The following is a 15,613-nucleotide window of genomic DNA, read 5'->3' on the forward strand; positions in this document are numbered from 1 at the left end:
AGCCTGAACCCTGTGACGGGGCAGGTGCGGATCCACAACTTCGCGATCTCTCTCGACGGGTTCGGCACCGGCGCGGACCAGTCCGCGGACGCGCCGTTCGGGCACGCGGGCGCATCGCTCATGCAGTGGTTCTTCGGAACCCGCCGCGGCGCCGCGATCCACGGCATGGAGGGCGCGGCCCGCGGCGTCGACGACGCCTTCACCGAGGCCTGGGACGCGGGAATCGGCGTGGAGATCATGGGGCGCAACAAGTTCGCGCCCTCACGCGGCCCCTGGGAGGACGAGTCCTGGCGCGGCTGGTGGGGCGAACAGACCCCGTTCAGCACGCCGGTCATCGTGCTGACCCACCACCCGCGGCCGGCGTTCACCACCGGCGACGGGGTGGAGTTCCGGTTCCTCGACGCGACGCCCACGGAGGCCCTCGCCGCGGCGCGGGAGATCGCGGGCGACGCCGACGTCCGGATCGGCGGAGGCGTGACCACGGTGCGCGACTTCCTCGCCGCGGACCTCGTGGACCACATGCACCTCGTGGAGGTGCCGATCGTGCTGGGCCGCGGCGAGCGGCTGTGGGACGGACTCGAGGGCCTGCAGGCGCGGTTCGACGTGGAATCGGTGGCCAGCCCCAGCGGCGTGGTGCACCGCACCTTCACCCGCCGCCGGCGGTGAGCCGCCGGCCCGGGTGATCGCCGGTCCGGACCCGTCGCGCGCCCGGCGGGCATTCGCCTCGCGCGCGATTCCCCGCGAATGCGAACCGCTATCCGTGAACCGCGCGGCGGGGATCGCGGGGGCGGGGATCGCGGGCCGGAAGAGGACTGTGGCGTATTTGTCCTGTGTTTGTTGCGAGAGGTCCGGATGTCGCGCGGGACGACGTTTGATGTGGCACTGCAAAACATTCATAAGGCCAGGTCAGGGCGGTATCGGGATATTCGTGGTCCCGCGTTCATCTGTGATTCGAACTGTGTGTGCGGCATTTCAGTCAGCAGTGAACTGCGGTTTCTCCCGAATTGCAAAGCAGTGAATTCGCAAACTTCGGCACGTGCATCAAACGCCATCTGGGGCGTGTTAAATTCAATCCGGACGGGCCCGTGACCATCCTGTGATGTGCACGAGCCGCCAGGAAACCGAGGGGAGTACGACAGTGGGTCAATCCGATAAAGAGCCGACGAAGAACTTCTCGACGGGCGACTCGGTCATCGCATTCGCGGGGAGCGAGCGGGAGATTTCCGGCGTGATCGTCGAAGATTTCGGCGAGTTCACCCCGACCGCGGTCGAATCGGCCGACGGCCGGATCGCCGATCCCGCGCGTCGCTGGGCGGTCACCACCGACGACGGGCAGCTGCTGTTCGTCGACACCGGTGACCTCTCGTCGCCGACGTCGTCCGCGGCCCCGTCGTCCGGTAAGGGCGACAAGAAGAAGTAGCGGCGACCCGCGCTCAAGAAGTCGGGCGCAGTCGGCGCACCTCACGGCGCCTCTCGGGCGCCGAGCGCACGCCACGGGTCCGCCCGGATTGTTCCCGGGAACAACGTCGCGGCCGATGTCTGGTTACCAGCGACTAACTGACCTGTCCTCGGCTTGGATAGACTCATCCGCGAACGCAACCCGCAATTGCTGATGGAGGCCGTCAATGGCAGGCAACCCCGATTTCGATCTGTTCCAGCTCCCCGAAGAACACGAGGAGCTGCGCGCCGCCATCCGGGCGCTGGCGGAGCGCGACATCGCGCCGCACGCCAAGGACGTGGACGAGAAGGAGCGGTTCCCGCAGGAGGCCCTCGACGCGCTGGTCAACAGCGGTTTCAACGCCATCCACGTCCCGGAGGAGTACGGCGGCCAGGGCGCCGACTCCGTGGCCGCCTGCATCGTGATCGAGGAGGTGGCGCGCGTCTGCGGCAGCTCGTCGCTGATCCCCGCCGTCAACAAGCTCGGCACAATGGGCCTGATCCTCAACGGCTCTGAGGAGCTCAAGCAGCAGGTGCTGCCGACGCTCGCCTCGGGTGAGGCCATGGCCTCGTACGCCCTCTCCGAGCGTGAGGCCGGTTCGGACGCCGCGTCGATGCGCACCCGCGCCCGCAAGGACGGCGACGACTGGGTTCTCAACGGCTCCAAGTGCTGGATCACCAACGGCGGCAAGTCCACTTGGTACACCGTCATGGCCGTGACCGACCCCGAGAAGGGCTCCAACGGCATCAGCGCGTTCATCGTGCACAAGGACGACCCGGGCTTCTCGGTCACCGGCTACGAGCACAAGCTGGGCATCAAGGGCAGCCCCACGGCGGAGCTCGCCTTCGAGGAGTGCCGCATCCCGGGTGACCGGATCATCGGCGAGGAGGGCACCGGCTTCAAGACCGCGCTGCAGACCCTCGACCACACCCGCCCCACCATCGGCGCGCAGGCCGTGGGCATCGCGCAGGGCGCGCTCGACGTGGCGATCGACTACGTCAAGGAGCGCAAGCAGTTCGGCAAGAGCATCTCCGAATTCCAGGGCGTCCAGTTCATGATCGCCGACATGGCGATGCGCCTCGAGGCCGCCCGCCTCATGGTCTACACCGCCGCCGCCCGCGCGGAGCGCGGCGAGAAGAACCTCGGATTCATCAGCTCCGCGTCGAAGTGCTTCGCCTCCGATGTGGCGATGGACGTCACCACCGACGCGGTGCAGCTGCTCGGCGGCGCCGGCTACACGCGGGACTTCCCGGCCGAGCGGATGATGCGCGACGCCAAGATCACCCAGATCTACGAGGGCACCAACCAGGTGCAGCGCCTGGTCATGTCGCGCCAGCTGCTGCGCTGACATTCCGGTTCCATCACGATTTCGCCCCCTTCGTCCGTTCCCGGCCTAGCCTGGACGGATGCAGGGGGCGAACGTGTATCGCAGGGCGGCCGGGTCGACGGTGACGGTCGCCGCCCTCGTCCTCGCGCTCACCGCGTGCTTCGACGACGGGCCGGTCACCGCACCGTCGGGCATCCGGCTGCCGCCGAAAAGCGCCGCGACCACCACGATCCCGTCGCCGAGCAGCACCAGCAGCGCCGCGCCGGTCACACCGTCGAGCAGTTCGAGCAGTTCCCGCCGCAGCACGAGTCCCCGCAGCGGCGCGGCGCCGGCCGGTTCGACGATGCTCTCCGACCTGCGCACCGGCGCCCGCGACGGATCCGACCGGCTGGTGCTCGAATTCACCGGCCAGGCACCGCCGTACACCGTGACCCGGAAGTCGGGCCCGATCGACGACTGCGCCTCCGGGAACCGGGTCGCCGGCGAGGGGCAGTACCTCGTGATCCGGGCCGAGCCGGTCGGGATCTTCGACCACGACGGGCGATCGCCGTACACCGGCCCGCGCACCGTCCCGGGGCCCGGCGGCGCGATCACCCGCGCCGCGGTCTCCTGCGCCTTCGAGGGGCAGCTGCAGGTGGCGGTGCGGCTCGCCGGGGACGGCCTGGGCTACAAGGACTTCACCCTCAGCGGCCCCGGCCGGATCGTGCTCGACGTCCAGCAGTGACGGCGCGGAAGTGACGGCGCCGCACCGCCTCACGCGACGCGGGCGGTGGCCTTCTCCGTGGCGAACTTGTCCATCAGGGTGTCCGCGTCCGGATGCGACACGTGGATCACCGACGCGGGTGCGGCCAGCGGGGCGAGCAGGCCGTCGTACACGTCGTCGACGGTGCGCCACTCGCGCGTCGACAGCACCCGGTCACCGGGGGCGTACCCCGCCGACGCGGACAGCGCCGTGGACCGCGCCACCACGATCTCCACGTCGTCGCCCGCCAGCGCCGTCCCGGCGCCGCCCGGCGTGAAGGCGTCCCCGTGCCCACGCACCTCGGTGGTGTAATCGTCCACCGTCGCAGGCAGATCCGGCACCGCGAGGCCGAACGCGTCCAGGCCCACGGCGAGCACCTCGTCGGCGCCGTCCAGAGCCTCCTCCAACCGGTCCGGCGCGGCGAACGTGATGGGCGCGGCCTCGCCGAACCGCACCTCGCAGCCGGCCCACCAGGCGCCGAACAGGATTCCCGCGGTCTGCCAGTGCGCGGGCAGCAGAACGCCCACCGCATCGCCCGGGCCCAGCCCGTACTGATCGCGGAGCAGGTTGCCGCACTTGGCCGCCCAGTTGCCCAGCGTGATCGCCGACAGCCCCATCCTGGCGCCCGAGGCGTCGTCGTACCAGGTGAACCGCGGCGTCGAGGGCTCCGCCTCGACCACCGGCACCAGGAGCGCGTCGGTGACGGTCAGTCCACGCACTGCACGCCCCCGTTCTGGTCGGCCGTGAAACCCGGGCGGTTCAGCAGCGAGCTGACCCGCGCCGCCTCGCTCGGATCCAGCTCCTCGGTGAGGCCCGAGGGGATCTCGGCGGTGGTGGTGTTCGCGGCCGCGGCGTCCGAGCCGGTGTCGCCCGAGCCGCCGGAGCCGCCGGGGCCCGTGTAGCCGTCCTTGAGCAGCACCCGGGCGTGGCCCGGCTGCACCGAGCCGCTCGCCACCACGGGCAGGCCGCCCAGCAGCGCCGCGACGGCCTTGGCGCCCTGGTCGTTCTCCGAGCTCGCCAGCACCGCGCTCTTCGAGCTGGCCGACGACTCCGAGGATTCCGCGTTGCCGGTGCGGCCCTGCGCGAAGCCCTTCTCCGACAGGAAACTCGAGACGTTGCCCGCGAGGCCCGTCGTGGAGCCCGCGTTGACCACGTCCACCGTGACGGCGCTGCGGTTCACCGACGGCACCGCCGGGGCGCTGCTCTTCGGCTTCGGCTTGCTCGACGACGCGGGCTTGTCGCCCAGCAGCGACGCCACGTACGCCTGCACCGCCTTCGGGTTCACCACGACGACCGACTGCGTGCCGTCGTCGCTCCAGCCGTCGTCGGTGACCACGGGGATGGTGTTGAACTGCACCTTGCCCGCCGAGAGGTTCGACAGCTCCTTGGCGAAGTTCATCACGTCCCAGTCCTGGTCCAGCGTCACCGAGGTCGAGATCGCGCTCTGCAGCTGGTTGATCTTGGTGGGGTTCGTGAGCGTGCCCGTGGAGAGCACCTTGCTGGCGAGCGACGCCATGAACACCTGCTGCCGGGTGATCCGGTCCAGGTCGCCGCGGGGCAGGTTGTGCCGCTGCCGCACGAAGCTCAGGGCCTGCGCGCCGCTCAGGGTCTGCTTGCCGGCTTTGAACTTCGCGCCCGAGAACGGGTCGTTCACCGGCCGCTTGAGGCACACGTCCACGCCGCCCACGGCGTCCGTCAGGCGGGAGAAGCCCACCAGGCCGATCTCGGCGTAGTTGTCCACCGAGACGCCCGTCAGATCGGCCACCGTCTCGATGAGCGCCTTGCGGCCGTCCTCGTTGCCCGCCTTCACGGCGTCCTTCTCCGACTGTCCGTCGGCGAGCGCCTTGTCCCGGGTCACGTTCGCGGCGCCCGCGAACGCGGAGTTGATCTTGTTCTTGCCCTGGTCCGGGATCGCGACGTACGCGTCGCGGGGGATCGAGATGGCCGTCGCCGAGCTCCCGTTGTTCGGGATGCGGATCAGGATGATGGTGTCGGTGTTGAGCGTGCCGTCGTCCACGCCCGCGTGCAGTCGCGCCAGCTCCTGCTTGGTCAGCGGGTTGCCCTTGGCGTCCGTCCGCGAGTCCGTGCCCACGAGCAGGATGTCCGTCGCGCCGTCGGGCTTCTTCGGGAGCTGGGGGCCGCGCTCGATGTCGTTGCCGAACTGCGTGTACCAGACCCACCCGCCGCCGCTGGCGACCAGCACGATCGCGGTCAGCAGCGCGATCGCGACCTTGCCGCTGCGCTGCATGCGCTCGCGGGCGTCCTCCGAGATGTCCGCCGCGCGGGGGACCTGCGAGGACCGCGTCGCCCGGAGCGACCGGCCGTCCGGGGTGCCCTCGTTCTCCGCACGGACGCTCTTGTGCGGGGAGCCCCGTCCGCGGGAATGACGCGCCCCGCGGGGATTCGGGCTGTCGGCCACCACCACTCCTTACTCGTGACAAGCATTCGCTGCGAATGCGGATCGACTCCCCAGTATCGCAGGCCGCTTCCGCGGGAAGCCGTGGCGAGCCTGTGGGGTCACATTCCCGTAACGGTACCGATCGATCGTCGCGAGGCCGAGCCGACGCGGCCGTCGAGTACCGTTCCGGGCGTGAACCTGGTCATCGCAGGAGCTGCCGGACAATTGGGATCGGCGCTGGTCTCGGCCGCCGCGGCCCGCGGCGTACGGGCGCGCGCCCTCACCCGCGCGGCCCTCGACGTGACTTCGCCACAGGACGTCGGCAGGCTCCCGCTCGGCCCCGGCGACGTGCTCGTCAACTGCGCGGCGCACACCGCCGTCGACGCCGCCGAGACCGAACCCGACGCGGCCGCCGCCCTCAACGCCGTCGCCCCCGGCCTCCTCGCCCGACGGTGCGCCGCCACCGGCGCCCGGCTCGTCACCGTCTCCACCGACTACGTCTTCGGCCCGGCTCCCGCGCCGCCCGCGCCGTGGGAACCGGGCGACCCGACGGCACCGTCGAGCGTGTACGGCCGCACCAAGCTCGACGGGGAGCGCGCCGCCCGCGCGGCCGACCCGCGGACCGTCGTCGTGCGGACCGCGTGGGTGTACACCGGCCGCACCGCCGGCGGTGCGTGGGCCCCGGACTTCGTGGGCACCATGGGGCGGCTCGCCGAGAACGGCATCGACCCCAGGGTCGTCGACGACCAGACGGGCTCGCCGACCTACGCGCTTGACCTCGCTGCCGGCCTCCTCGACCTCGCCGCGCTGCTCGGCGCCGAACCCGGCCGCCCCGGCGCCGTCCTGCACGCCGCCGGCGGGGGAGCGGCCACCTGGTTCGACGTGGCCCGCGGCGTCTACGCCCGGGCCGGCGCCGACCCCGCCCGGGTGACGCCCTGCAGCACCGCCGAATTCCCGCGCCCCGCGCCCCGTCCGGCCTACTCCGTCCTCTCCCCGGCGTCGTGGACCGCCCTCGGCCTCGCGGCCCTGCCCGACTGGCGGGACGCGCTGGACCGGGCACTGGGCGCCCCGTCGGACACCGACCGGTAACCTGACCGCGTGCCCGGAACCGACACCCCGACCGCCGCGCGCCGCGAGACGATCGCCGTAGTCACCGTCACGTACTCGCCGGGCGAGCATCTCGAGAACTTCCTGACCAGCATCGACGCCGCCTACTCCGGCCCGCGTCCACACGTGGTCATGGCCGACAACGGCTCCGTCGACGGGGCGCCCGAGGCCGCCGACGAGGCGCACGACGAGGCCCGCCTGCTCCGCACCGGCGCCAACCTCGGCTACGGCGGCGCCATCAACTACGCCGTCGCCGCCCTCCGCGCCTCCGGCGAACCCGACCCCGACTTCCTGCTCATCAGCAACCCCGACGTGGTGTTCTCGCCCGGCTCCATCGACGAACTCGTCGACGCGGCCGGCCGGCACCCGCGGGGCGGGGCCTTCGGCCCGCTGATCCACGACCCCGACGGCACCGTCTACCCGTCGGCCCGCAACGTGCCCAGCATGCGGTACGGCGTCGGGCACGCGCTGCTCGGTTCCGTGTGGAAGACCAACCCGTGGACCGCCGCCTACAAGCAGTCCGAGGCCGACGTCACCGAACGCGACGCCGGCTGGCTCTCCGGTTCCTGCCTGCTGGTCCGCCCCGCCGCCTTCGACGCGATCGACGGCTTCGACGACCGCTACTTCATGTACATGGAGGACGTCGACTTCGGCGACCGCCTCGCGCGGGCCGGATGGCGCAACGTGTACGTCCCCTCGGCGGAGATCGTGCACGCCAAGGGGCACGCCGCGGGCCGGGTGCCCGAGCTGATGCTCCCCGCGCACCACGAGTCCGCCTACCGTTTCTTCGCCGACCGGCACGCCGGTCCGGTGGCCGCGCCCCTGCGCGCGGCGATGAAGGTGGGGCTGGCCGCCCGGTCACGGATCGCCGTGCTGGCGGCACTGCGCGCACGGCGCGCCCAGGGAGGAGAGGGAGGACGAGCGTGAGTACCGATGCGATTTCCGCCGGAGAACAGCAGGACCTCGACGACGTCGAGGCCGTGATCCTGGTCGGCGGCAAGGGCACCCGCCTGCGCCCGCTGACCCTGTCGGCGCCCAAGCCGATGCTGCCCACCGCCGGCAAGCCGTTCCTCACCCACCTGCTCTCCCGCATCCGCGACGCCGGCATCCGGCGCGTGGTGCTGGGCACCTCGTTCAAGGCCGAGGTCTTCGAGGAGTACTTCGGCGACGGCTCCGAACTGGGCCTCGACCTGTGCTACGTGGTCGAGGAGGAACCGCTGGGCACCGGCGGCGGCATCCGCAACGTGCTGCCCGCGCTCAAGGCCCAGAACGTGCTGGTGTTCAACGGGGACGTGCTGGGCGGCAGCGACATCCGCGCCGTCGTCCGGACCCACCGCGAGAAGAACGCCGACGTCACCATGCACCTCGTGCGCGTCCCCGATCCGCGCGCCTTCGGCTGCGTGCCCACCGACGCCGACGGCCGGGTCACCGCCTTCCTGGAGAAGACACAGGATCCGCCGACCGACCAGATCAACGCCGGCTGCTACGTGTTCACCCGCTCCGTGATCGAGGAGATCCCCGCCGGCCGCCCCGTATCGGTGGAGCGCGAGGTGTTCCCGGCACTGCTCAACGGCGGCCGCAACCTCTACGGCCACGTCGACTACGGCTACTGGCGCGATATGGGCACCCCCGAGGACTTCGTGGCCGGCAGCTCCGACCTGGTGCGCGGCATCGCCCCGTCGGCCGCCCTCGACGGCGCCCGCGGCGAATCCCTCATCCACCCCGGCGCGTCCGTCGCGCCCGGCGCGCTGGTGATCGGCGGCACCGTCGTGGGCCGCGGCGCCGAGATCGGCGCGGGAGCCCGGCTCGACGGTGCCGTCGTCTTCGACGGGGTGCGGGTCGAGGCCGGCGCCATCGTCGAACGGTCCATCGTGGGCTTCGGCGCGCACATCGGGCCCCGCGCCCGCGTCCGCGACGCCGTGATCGGCGACGGGGCCTCCGTCGGCGCGCGCTGCGAACTCCTGCACGGCGCGCGAGTATGGCCTGGTGTGCAGCTGCCGGACGGCGGCGTGCGGTTCTCGACGGACGTCTAGGAGGACATCGGTGAGTGAGTTCCTGCGGTACGTGGCCATCGGGGATTCGTTCACCGAGGGCGTCGGCGACCCCGATCCCACCGGCACGCACGAGTACCGCGGCTGGTCCGACCGCGTCGCCGAGGTGCTCGCGGCCCGCTCCGGCGACTTCGGCTACGCCAACCTCGCGATCCGCGGCAAGAAGATGCGGCAGATCGTCGACGAGCAGCTGGATCAGTGCCTCGCGCTGGAACCCGACCTGATCACCGTGTACGCCGGCGCCAACGACCTGATCCGCCCGCAGGTCGACGTGGACGAGGTGGTCGCCGCCTACGACGCCATGCTGGAGCGGCTCGCCGCATCCGGCGCCACCGTCGTGGTGTGGACCGCCGCCGACACCCACGGCAGCGGCATCTTCGGCGCCCTCCGCGGCCGCTTCGCGATCTACAACGAACTGGTCCGGGAGATCGCCGACGCCCGCGGGCTGGTACTCCTCGACTACTGGCGGCTCAAGGAGTACCGCGACCTGCGGATGTGGGAGTTCGACCGGATCCACATGTCCCAGCCGGGCCACCTGCGGATGGCGATCGAGGTGCTCGACGTGCTCGGCGTGCCGCACCAGCTCGAAGTGCCCGACCTCGGCCCCGAGCCCGTGATCAGCGAGGCGGAGGACCGCGAGATCAAGCGCCGCTGGCGCCGCGAGTTCGCCTACCCGTGGATCGGCCGCCGGCTCCGCGGCATCTCCACCGGCGACGGCCTGCCGCCGAAGTACCCCACGCTCCTGCGCCCCGTCGGGGCCGAGCCGGCGGAGACCACGTCGCCGTAGCCGCGGCCCGCCTCAGTCCTCCGGGACGAAGGCCTTCGCGGCGGCGACCAGGCCGCCGCCGAGCGGCAGGATCACCGGGAGCAGGGCCTCGTCCTGCGCGACCAGCTGCGTGGCCTCGCGGGCCGCGACGGCCTCCTCGTCCTGCGCGTCCGCGTCCGGGACCCGGTACCCCGCGTCGCCCAGGTTCACCACCAGCACCCCGCCCGGGCGGAGCAGGCGCACCGCGTCGGCCACGTACCGCGGATGGTCGACGGGGTCACCGTCGACGAAGATCAGGTCGTACGCCGCGTCGGCGAGGCGGGGCAGCACGTCGAGGGCGTGGCCGTTGATCAGCCGCGTGCGGTTCGGGGCGACGCCGGCGTGCTGGAACCCGATCCGGGCCGCGGCCTGGAACTCCTGCTCCGAATCGATCGTCGTGAGCACCGAGTCCGGGCGCATGCCCGACAGCAGCCACAGTCCGCTGATCCCGGCGCCCGTGCCCACCTCGACGACCGACTTCGCGCCGCCCGTCGCCGCCAGCACGGACAGCAGCGCGCCGACGGACGGGGCGATCGCGTCGACCCCCAGGTCGGCGGCCCGTTCCCGGGCGGCGGACATCGCATCGTCCTCGACGATGGCGTTCTCGGCGTACGTCACGAGGGCAGATGCGGCGGATTCAGACACGGTGAAATCGTAGCCGTTCACCTCGCCGATACCCCGTCGCGACCGGAAGTCAGCGCGTCCGACCGATGCACAGGCAACACACAGGGAGGAATCAGCGACCCCACACCGCGACCGGGAATGGTGTCGGTTAGTGAAGAACACCCGTCCGAAGCGGCCCGATCGGGAACAAAACGGCCGCCCCGGGAGTTCTCCAGGATGACCGCCCGCCCGACCGGCGCGGGCACGAGGAGGAGCGCATGGCCCTGGCCCGCAAGGCCGGACCCCGGCAGGACGCGCAGCTCGAGGCTGCGTACGCGACGTTCGACGATGAGCGCGCTGCCGAACCCGCAGGTACCGCCGCATTCGATGCGACCGGTGACCGGGCGGACATGCCGTCGTGGGACGAACTCGTCCGCGAGCACGCCGACCGCGTGTACCGCCTCGCCTACCGCCTGTCCGGCAACGCGCAGGACGCGGAGGACCTCACGCAGGACACCTTCATCCGCGTCTTCCGCAGCCTGCAGAGCTACGAGCCCGGCACCTTCGAGGGGTGGCTGCACCGCATCACCACCAACCTGTTCCTCGACATGGTCCGGCGCCGCAGCCGCATCCGCATGGAGGCCCTGCCGGAGGACTACGAGCGCGTCCCGTCGGGCGACCCCGACCCCGGCCAGATCTACGCCGACGCGAACCTGAACCCGCAGCTGCAGAACGCGCTCGACGCGCTGGCTCCCGAGTTCCGCGCCGCCGTCGTCCTCGCCGACATCGAGGGCCTGAGCTACGAGGAGGTCGCGGCCACCCTGGGCGTGAAGCTCGGTACGGTGCGCTCGCGCATCCACCGCGGCCGCAAGTCGATCCGTGAGGCGCTCGCGAACCAGGGCCTCACCAGCAGCGCGTCGCTCGCGTACTGATCCACCGCCGTCCGCCGGGAACTTCGAGCGCCGGTCCGGACGTTGACATCCCAGGTACGGGTACGCTGGCGTTCGGACGCCCCGAGCACGGCGGCCGACGAGACATCGAAAGGTGGGAGGGAGCGGCGATGGAGCACCTCAGCGGCAGTTTCAAGCGGGCCTTCGCCCGCCGCTCCGGCGAGTTCTCGTCCACCGAGCACCTCGCGTACGAGGCCGTCGTGGCCTTCGTCGACGGTGAGCTGCGGATGAACGCGCACCTGCGCGCCGGCACCCACATCGCCGAATGCCCCGTCTGCGCCGCCGAGGTGGACGCCCAGCGCCAGGTGCGCAACGCGCTCCGCGAGTCCGGCGAGATCACCGTGCCGCACCGCCTCCTCGGCCAGCTGTCCCAGATCCCCACCGAGTGCTGCGGCCCCGCCGCGCCGTTCGAGGGATTCCCGACGTTCAAGCCCGGGTCGCGACGCGACGAGCGCAATAAGCGCGGCCGTCGCCGGAACGCTCGGTAGATTCGACTCCGTGACGTCAGATCCGCACGAGCAGCGTCCGCGTCTGGACCCGCGTCCCACCCACCGCCCCGCCGTGTCCGAGGGCGAGCAGGTCGTCTTCGGCCGGCCCGACGGCGTGCAGGGCTCCTTCGAGGCCGAGTCCCGCCGGTCCGACGGTGCGCGGCCCCAGCCCCGGCCCACCGCGCCCGATCCGGTGCTGACGGAGGCCTTCTCCCGGCCCGCCGGCACCACCGAGACACTGCAGCGCGACCCCTACGCCGGCCCGATCGAGCCCGAGGAGCCGGAGCCCGCGCAGGACCCGTGGCGCGACACCGAGAGCGCCGCGGCGCTCGGCGAGCCCGGGCTGACGCCGCCGCCCAAGCCCGTGCCGCAGCCGGACCCCGACAAGCTGGGCGTCCGCGACGTGCTGTTCGGGCGGCGGGTGTCCGTGCGCGCCCTCGTCGTTCTCGGCATCGTCGCGCTGGTCATCGGCCTGCTCGGCGGCGCCATCGGCAGGATCACCGGCACCACGCTGGAGAAGCTCACCGACTCCCGCGCCACGCTGCCCGTCGACGATTCGAAGGTGACCGACCAGGGTGCCATCGCCGACGTGGTCTCCAAGGTCAGCTCCAGCGTGGTGACCATCGAGGTCACCACGCGCAACAGCGGAGAGACGGGCTCGGGCTCCGTCATCGACGCCGAACGCGGCTACATCCTCACCAACAACCACGTCGTGGCCACCGCCGCGAGCAACAAGGACGCCAAGACCGAGGTCACCTTCTGGAACGGCAGCCGGTCGCCCGCGCAGGTCGTCGGGACGGATCCGTTCACCGACCTCGCCGTCATCAAGGTGGGCGTCAACGGCCTCCAGCAGATCACCAAGGGCTCCTCGCAGGAACTCGTGCCGGGGCAGCAGCTCGTCGCGATCGGCTCCCCGCTGGGCCTGCGGCGCACCGTCACCTCCGGCGTCGTCTCCGCGACCCACCGCCCCGTGCAGGAGCCGGCCGACGGGCCCAACCCGCCCGCCACCTTCGAGGCGGTGCAGACCGACGCCACGATCAACCCCGGCAACTCCGGCGGGCCGCTGCTCGACCTCAAGGGCCGGCTCATCGGGATCAACACGCTCGCGCGGCTCAGCCCCGTCGGCGGCATGAGCGGCCTGAACTTCGCGATCGCCTCCGACGTGGCCTGGCCCATCGCGCAGTCCCTCATCCGCGGCGACAAGATCGTCCACGCCGACCTCGGCATCAACGGCCGCGAGGTGAGCAACGAGGCCGCATCGGGTGTGCGCGTCGAGAACGTCAAGAAGGACGCGGCCGGCGACAAGGCCGGCATCCGTGAGGGCGACGTGATCACCAAGGTCGGCGACCACGAGGTCGCGGAGATCGCCGACGTGGTCGTCGCGATCCGCGCCACCGGGGTGGGGAAGCAGACCACGGTGACCGTGGCGCGCGACGGGCGGCAGGTGCCGATCACCGTCACACCCGAGCCCCTCTCCTGAGCGTTCGGCCGCGCGCCTGCCGTAGCATGGCGGGGTGTTCTCGAATCTCGGCATGGGTGAGATCCTCATGCTGGTCGTCGTGGGTCTGGTGATCCTCGGCCCCGAGCGGCTGCCCGGCGCGATCAACTGGTTCTTCACCGCGCTGCGCCAGGTGCGCGACTACGCCACCGGCGCCACCCAGCAGCTCAAGAACGAGATGGGCGACGATTTCGACTCGATCCGCGAGCCCCTGCAGCAGATCCAGAACCTGCGCGGCATGACGCCCACCGCCGCCATCACCAAACACCTCCTCAACGGCGACGATTCGGTGATCCGCGACATGCGGGACCAGGTGCGCTCCACGGCGGATTCGCTCAACGTCTCGAAGGTGATCAACGGCACGGACGCGGGCGGTGCGGGCTCCGTGCCCGGCGCACCGTCGGGCGCCCCGGAGCCGGCGGTGAGCGCCGCGAGCGAAGCCGGGCCCGTGCCCAGTATGCCGCGGGTGCACCGGCCGCTCCCTCCCGGCGAGCGCCCGCCGTTCGACCCCGACGCCACCTAGCGGCTAGCGGTACCCGTCGGCCGGCAGCCACATCCCCAGGCTGCGGGGCGCGGTCTCCTCGAACCCCAGCGATCGGTACAGCGGTCGGCCCGGCGCGTCGGCCATGAGGGTGATGTAGGGGTCCGCCGGCGCGTTCGCCCGGATCTCCGCGATCAGCCACTCCAGGATCGCCCGGCCGATGCCGCGGCCCTGGTATGCGGGCAGCGTCGCCATGTCGGCGATGTGGAAGTACCAGCCCTCGTCGCCCAGCGCGCGGCCCATCCCCACCACCGCGCCGTCCTCGGCGACCGCATGGCACCAGCGCCAGCTGTTGGCCAGCGCCCCCGCGGCCTGCGCCTCCGTCTTCGGCGAGAGCCCCGATTCGGCGCGCAGCCGCACGTAGTCCGCGACCGGCGGCGCGCCGACGACGAGGCGGAAACTCACAGGTGGCGGGTGGTGTCGATACCCAGGCTCATGCCGGCGAGGCCGCGCTTGCGGACGGCCAGCTTGTCGGCGATCGCGCGCAGGGCGGCGCCGGTGGGCGACTCGGGATCCGACAGCACGACGGGGGTGCCCGCGTCGCCCGCCTCCCGCAGCTGCGGGTCCAGCGGGATCTGGCCCAGCATGGGGACGTCGGCGCCCACCGCCCGCGACAGCCGTGCCGCGACCTGCTCGCCGCCGCCGGAGCCGAACACGTCCATGACGGTCCCGTCGGGCAGGGTGAGGCCGGACATGTTCTCCACGACGCCCGCGACCCGCTGCCGGGTCTGCAGGGCGATGGCGCCGGCCCGCTCGGCGACCTCGGCCGCGGCGGTCTGCGGCGTGGTCACGACGAGGATCTCGGCGCCCGGGATGAGCTGCGCGATGGAGATCGCCACGTCGCCGGTGCCGGGCGGCAGGTCCAGCAGCAGCACGTCGAGGTCGCCCCAGAACACGTCGGCGAGGAACTGCTGCAGGGCGCGGTGCAGCATCGGTCCGCGCCACACGACGGGGGTGTTGCCGCTGGTGAACATGGCCACCGAGATCACCTTCACGCCGTGCGCCTGCGGCGGCATGATCATCGAGTCCACCTGGGTGGGCCGCGCGTCGGTGCCCATCATCCGGGGTACGGAGTGGCCGTAGATGTCGGCGTCGAGCACGCCCACCGAGAGGCCGCGGGCGGCCAGGGCCGCCGCGAGGTTCACCGTGACGGAGCTCTTGCCGACGCCGCCCTTGCCGGAGGCGACGGCGTACACCCGGGTCAGGCTGCCGGGCTGGGCGAAGGGGATCACCGGCTCGGCCTTGTCGCCGCGGAGGGTCTTGCGCAGCTCGGCCCGCTGCTCGTCGTCCATCACGTCCAGGTCGACGCGCACCTCGCCGGTGCCGGGCACGTCGGCGACGGCCGTGCGCACCTTGTCGGTGATCGCGCCGCGCATGGGGCAGGCGGAGGTGGTCAGGTACACCTCGACGTCGACGGACGAGTCGGGTTGCACCGCGACCGACTTCACCATCCCCAGCTCGGTGATCGGCTTGCCGATCTCGGGGTCGTTCACGGTGGCGAGGGCCGACCGGATCGCGTCTTCGGTTACCGCAGTCATAGCCCTTCCATGCTATCCGTGCACGGAAATCGGGTCACCGCGGCGGGCGTGCAGGGGCCGGCGGGGGTGGCGGCGTGGTGGTGGTCGGCGCGGGACGCGCGTTCGCCGGGGGCCGCGGCGACGCGGG

18 protein-coding genes are annotated in these 15,613 nt (G+C 71.9%); 12 read left to right on the plus strand and 6 right to left on the minus strand.

Translation table 11 applies throughout. From position 1 onward, the window contains the following. Positions 1-12 precede the first annotated feature (12 nt). The 3 genes from BN39_RS11600 to BN39_RS11610 all read left to right on the plus strand — a co-directional run bounded on the left by BN39_RS11600 (position 13) and on the right by BN39_RS11610 (position 2,786). Complete coding sequence (locus BN39_RS11600) at positions 13-666, plus strand: dihydrofolate reductase family protein (RefSeq protein ID WP_019202572.1); 654 nt, start codon at positions 13-15, stop codon at positions 664-666. A 562-nt stretch (positions 667-1,228) separates the two neighbouring features. Further along, positions 1,229-1,420: a hypothetical protein gene (locus BN39_RS23680; RefSeq protein ID WP_192814847.1), complete on the plus strand. Its 192-nt coding sequence runs from the start codon at positions 1,229-1,231 to the stop codon at positions 1,418-1,420. Positions 1,421-1,625: 205 nt separating this feature from the next. Further along, a complete protein-coding gene (locus BN39_RS11610) occupies positions 1,626-2,786 on the plus strand; it encodes an acyl-CoA dehydrogenase (RefSeq protein ID WP_019202574.1) in 1,161 nt (386 codons plus the stop codon). A gap of 45 nt (positions 2,787-2,831) precedes the next feature. Here the strand turns inward: BN39_RS11610 and BN39_RS23485 are convergent, their stop codons facing one another. After that, entirely contained in the window at positions 2,832-3,128 is a 297-nt protein-coding gene (locus BN39_RS23485; RefSeq protein ID WP_019202575.1) for a hypothetical protein, read from the minus strand. Between BN39_RS23485 and BN39_RS23490 the strand changes: the two genes are divergently transcribed. After that, positions 3,109-3,489, plus strand: a complete 381-nt coding sequence (locus tag BN39_RS23490) for a hypothetical protein (protein ID WP_019202576.1) — start codon at positions 3,109-3,111, stop codon at positions 3,487-3,489. The two genes, BN39_RS23485 and BN39_RS23490, sit on opposite strands and share 20 nt — an antisense overlap. Before the next feature lie 29 nt (positions 3,490-3,518). Here the strand turns inward: BN39_RS23490 and BN39_RS11625 are convergent, their stop codons facing one another. After that, positions 3,519-4,226: a TIGR03089 family protein gene (locus BN39_RS11625; protein WP_019202577.1), complete on the minus strand. Its 708-nt coding sequence runs from the start codon at positions 4,224-4,226 to the stop codon at positions 3,519-3,521. After that, on the minus strand, positions 4,214-5,926 hold the full coding sequence (locus tag BN39_RS11630; RefSeq protein WP_051159008.1) for an LCP family protein: 1,713 nt from the start codon (positions 5,924-5,926) through the stop codon (positions 4,214-4,216). The genes BN39_RS11625 and BN39_RS11630 overlap by 13 nt, the downstream gene beginning before the upstream one ends. A 171-nt stretch (positions 5,927-6,097) precedes the next feature. Between BN39_RS11630 and rfbD the strand changes: the two genes are divergently transcribed. The 4 genes from rfbD to BN39_RS11650 are packed head-to-tail and all read left to right on the plus strand — an operon-like array spanning position 6,098 to position 9,850. Beyond that, a complete protein-coding gene (rfbD, locus tag BN39_RS11635; protein WP_237741646.1) occupies positions 6,098-6,994 on the plus strand; it encodes a dTDP-4-dehydrorhamnose reductase in 897 nt (298 codons plus the stop codon). Between the two features lie 9 nt (positions 6,995-7,003). Continuing rightward, positions 7,004-7,939, plus strand: a complete 936-nt coding sequence (locus BN39_RS11640; RefSeq protein ID WP_019202580.1) for a glycosyltransferase family 2 protein — start codon at positions 7,004-7,006, stop codon at positions 7,937-7,939. Further along, positions 7,936-9,045: a sugar phosphate nucleotidyltransferase gene (locus tag BN39_RS11645; protein WP_019202581.1), complete on the plus strand. Its 1,110-nt coding sequence runs from the start codon at positions 7,936-7,938 to the stop codon at positions 9,043-9,045. Before BN39_RS11640 ends, BN39_RS11645 begins: the two co-directional genes overlap by 4 nt. 10 nt (positions 9,046-9,055) lie before the next feature. Continuing rightward, complete coding sequence (locus tag BN39_RS11650) at positions 9,056-9,850, plus strand: SGNH/GDSL hydrolase family protein (RefSeq protein WP_019202582.1); 795 nt, start codon at positions 9,056-9,058, stop codon at positions 9,848-9,850. Positions 9,851-9,862: 12 nt separating this feature from the next. On the opposite strand, the gene BN39_RS11655 is transcribed toward BN39_RS11650, so the two are convergent. Next, complete coding sequence (locus BN39_RS11655; protein ID WP_237741647.1) at positions 9,863-10,513, minus strand: O-methyltransferase; 651 nt, start codon at positions 10,511-10,513, stop codon at positions 9,863-9,865. 236 nt (positions 10,514-10,749) lie between these two features. On the opposite strand from BN39_RS11655, the gene sigE reads away from it, so the two are divergent. The 4 genes from sigE to tatB all read left to right on the plus strand — a co-directional run bounded on the left by sigE (position 10,750) and on the right by tatB (position 13,930). Then, on the plus strand, positions 10,750-11,403 hold the full coding sequence (gene sigE, locus BN39_RS11660; protein WP_019202584.1) for an RNA polymerase sigma factor SigE: 654 nt from the start codon (positions 10,750-10,752) through the stop codon (positions 11,401-11,403). A gap of 128 nt (positions 11,404-11,531) precedes the next feature. Then, on the plus strand, positions 11,532-11,909 hold the full coding sequence (locus BN39_RS24015) for a hypothetical protein (protein ID WP_019202585.1): 378 nt from the start codon (positions 11,532-11,534) through the stop codon (positions 11,907-11,909). 10 nt (positions 11,910-11,919) lie between these two features. Continuing rightward, positions 11,920-13,389 (plus strand): S1C family serine protease, encoded by a 1,470-nt coding sequence (locus BN39_RS11670; protein WP_040766204.1) that lies wholly within the window; start codon positions 11,920-11,922, stop codon positions 13,387-13,389. A 34-nt stretch (positions 13,390-13,423) separates the two neighbouring features. Further along, positions 13,424-13,930, plus strand: coding sequence for a Sec-independent protein translocase protein TatB (gene tatB / locus BN39_RS11675; protein ID WP_040766207.1), 507 nt, complete (start codon positions 13,424-13,426; stop codon positions 13,928-13,930). Positions 13,931-13,933: 3 nt separating this feature from the next. Here tatB and BN39_RS11680 read toward each other — a convergent pair whose 3' ends face one another. Then, positions 13,934-14,353 (minus strand): GNAT family N-acetyltransferase, encoded by a 420-nt coding sequence (locus BN39_RS11680; protein ID WP_019202588.1) that lies wholly within the window; start codon positions 14,351-14,353, stop codon positions 13,934-13,936. Next, positions 14,350-15,486, minus strand: coding sequence for an Mrp/NBP35 family ATP-binding protein (locus BN39_RS11685; protein ID WP_019202589.1), 1,137 nt, complete (start codon positions 15,484-15,486; stop codon positions 14,350-14,352). Before BN39_RS11685 ends, BN39_RS11680 begins: the two co-directional genes overlap by 4 nt. Positions 15,487-15,613 lie beyond the last annotated feature (127 nt).

Origin of the sequence: Tsukamurella sp. 1534, assembly GCF_000312385.1 — a bacterium.
GTDB lineage: Bacteria > Actinomycetota > Actinomycetes > Mycobacteriales > Mycobacteriaceae > Tsukamurella.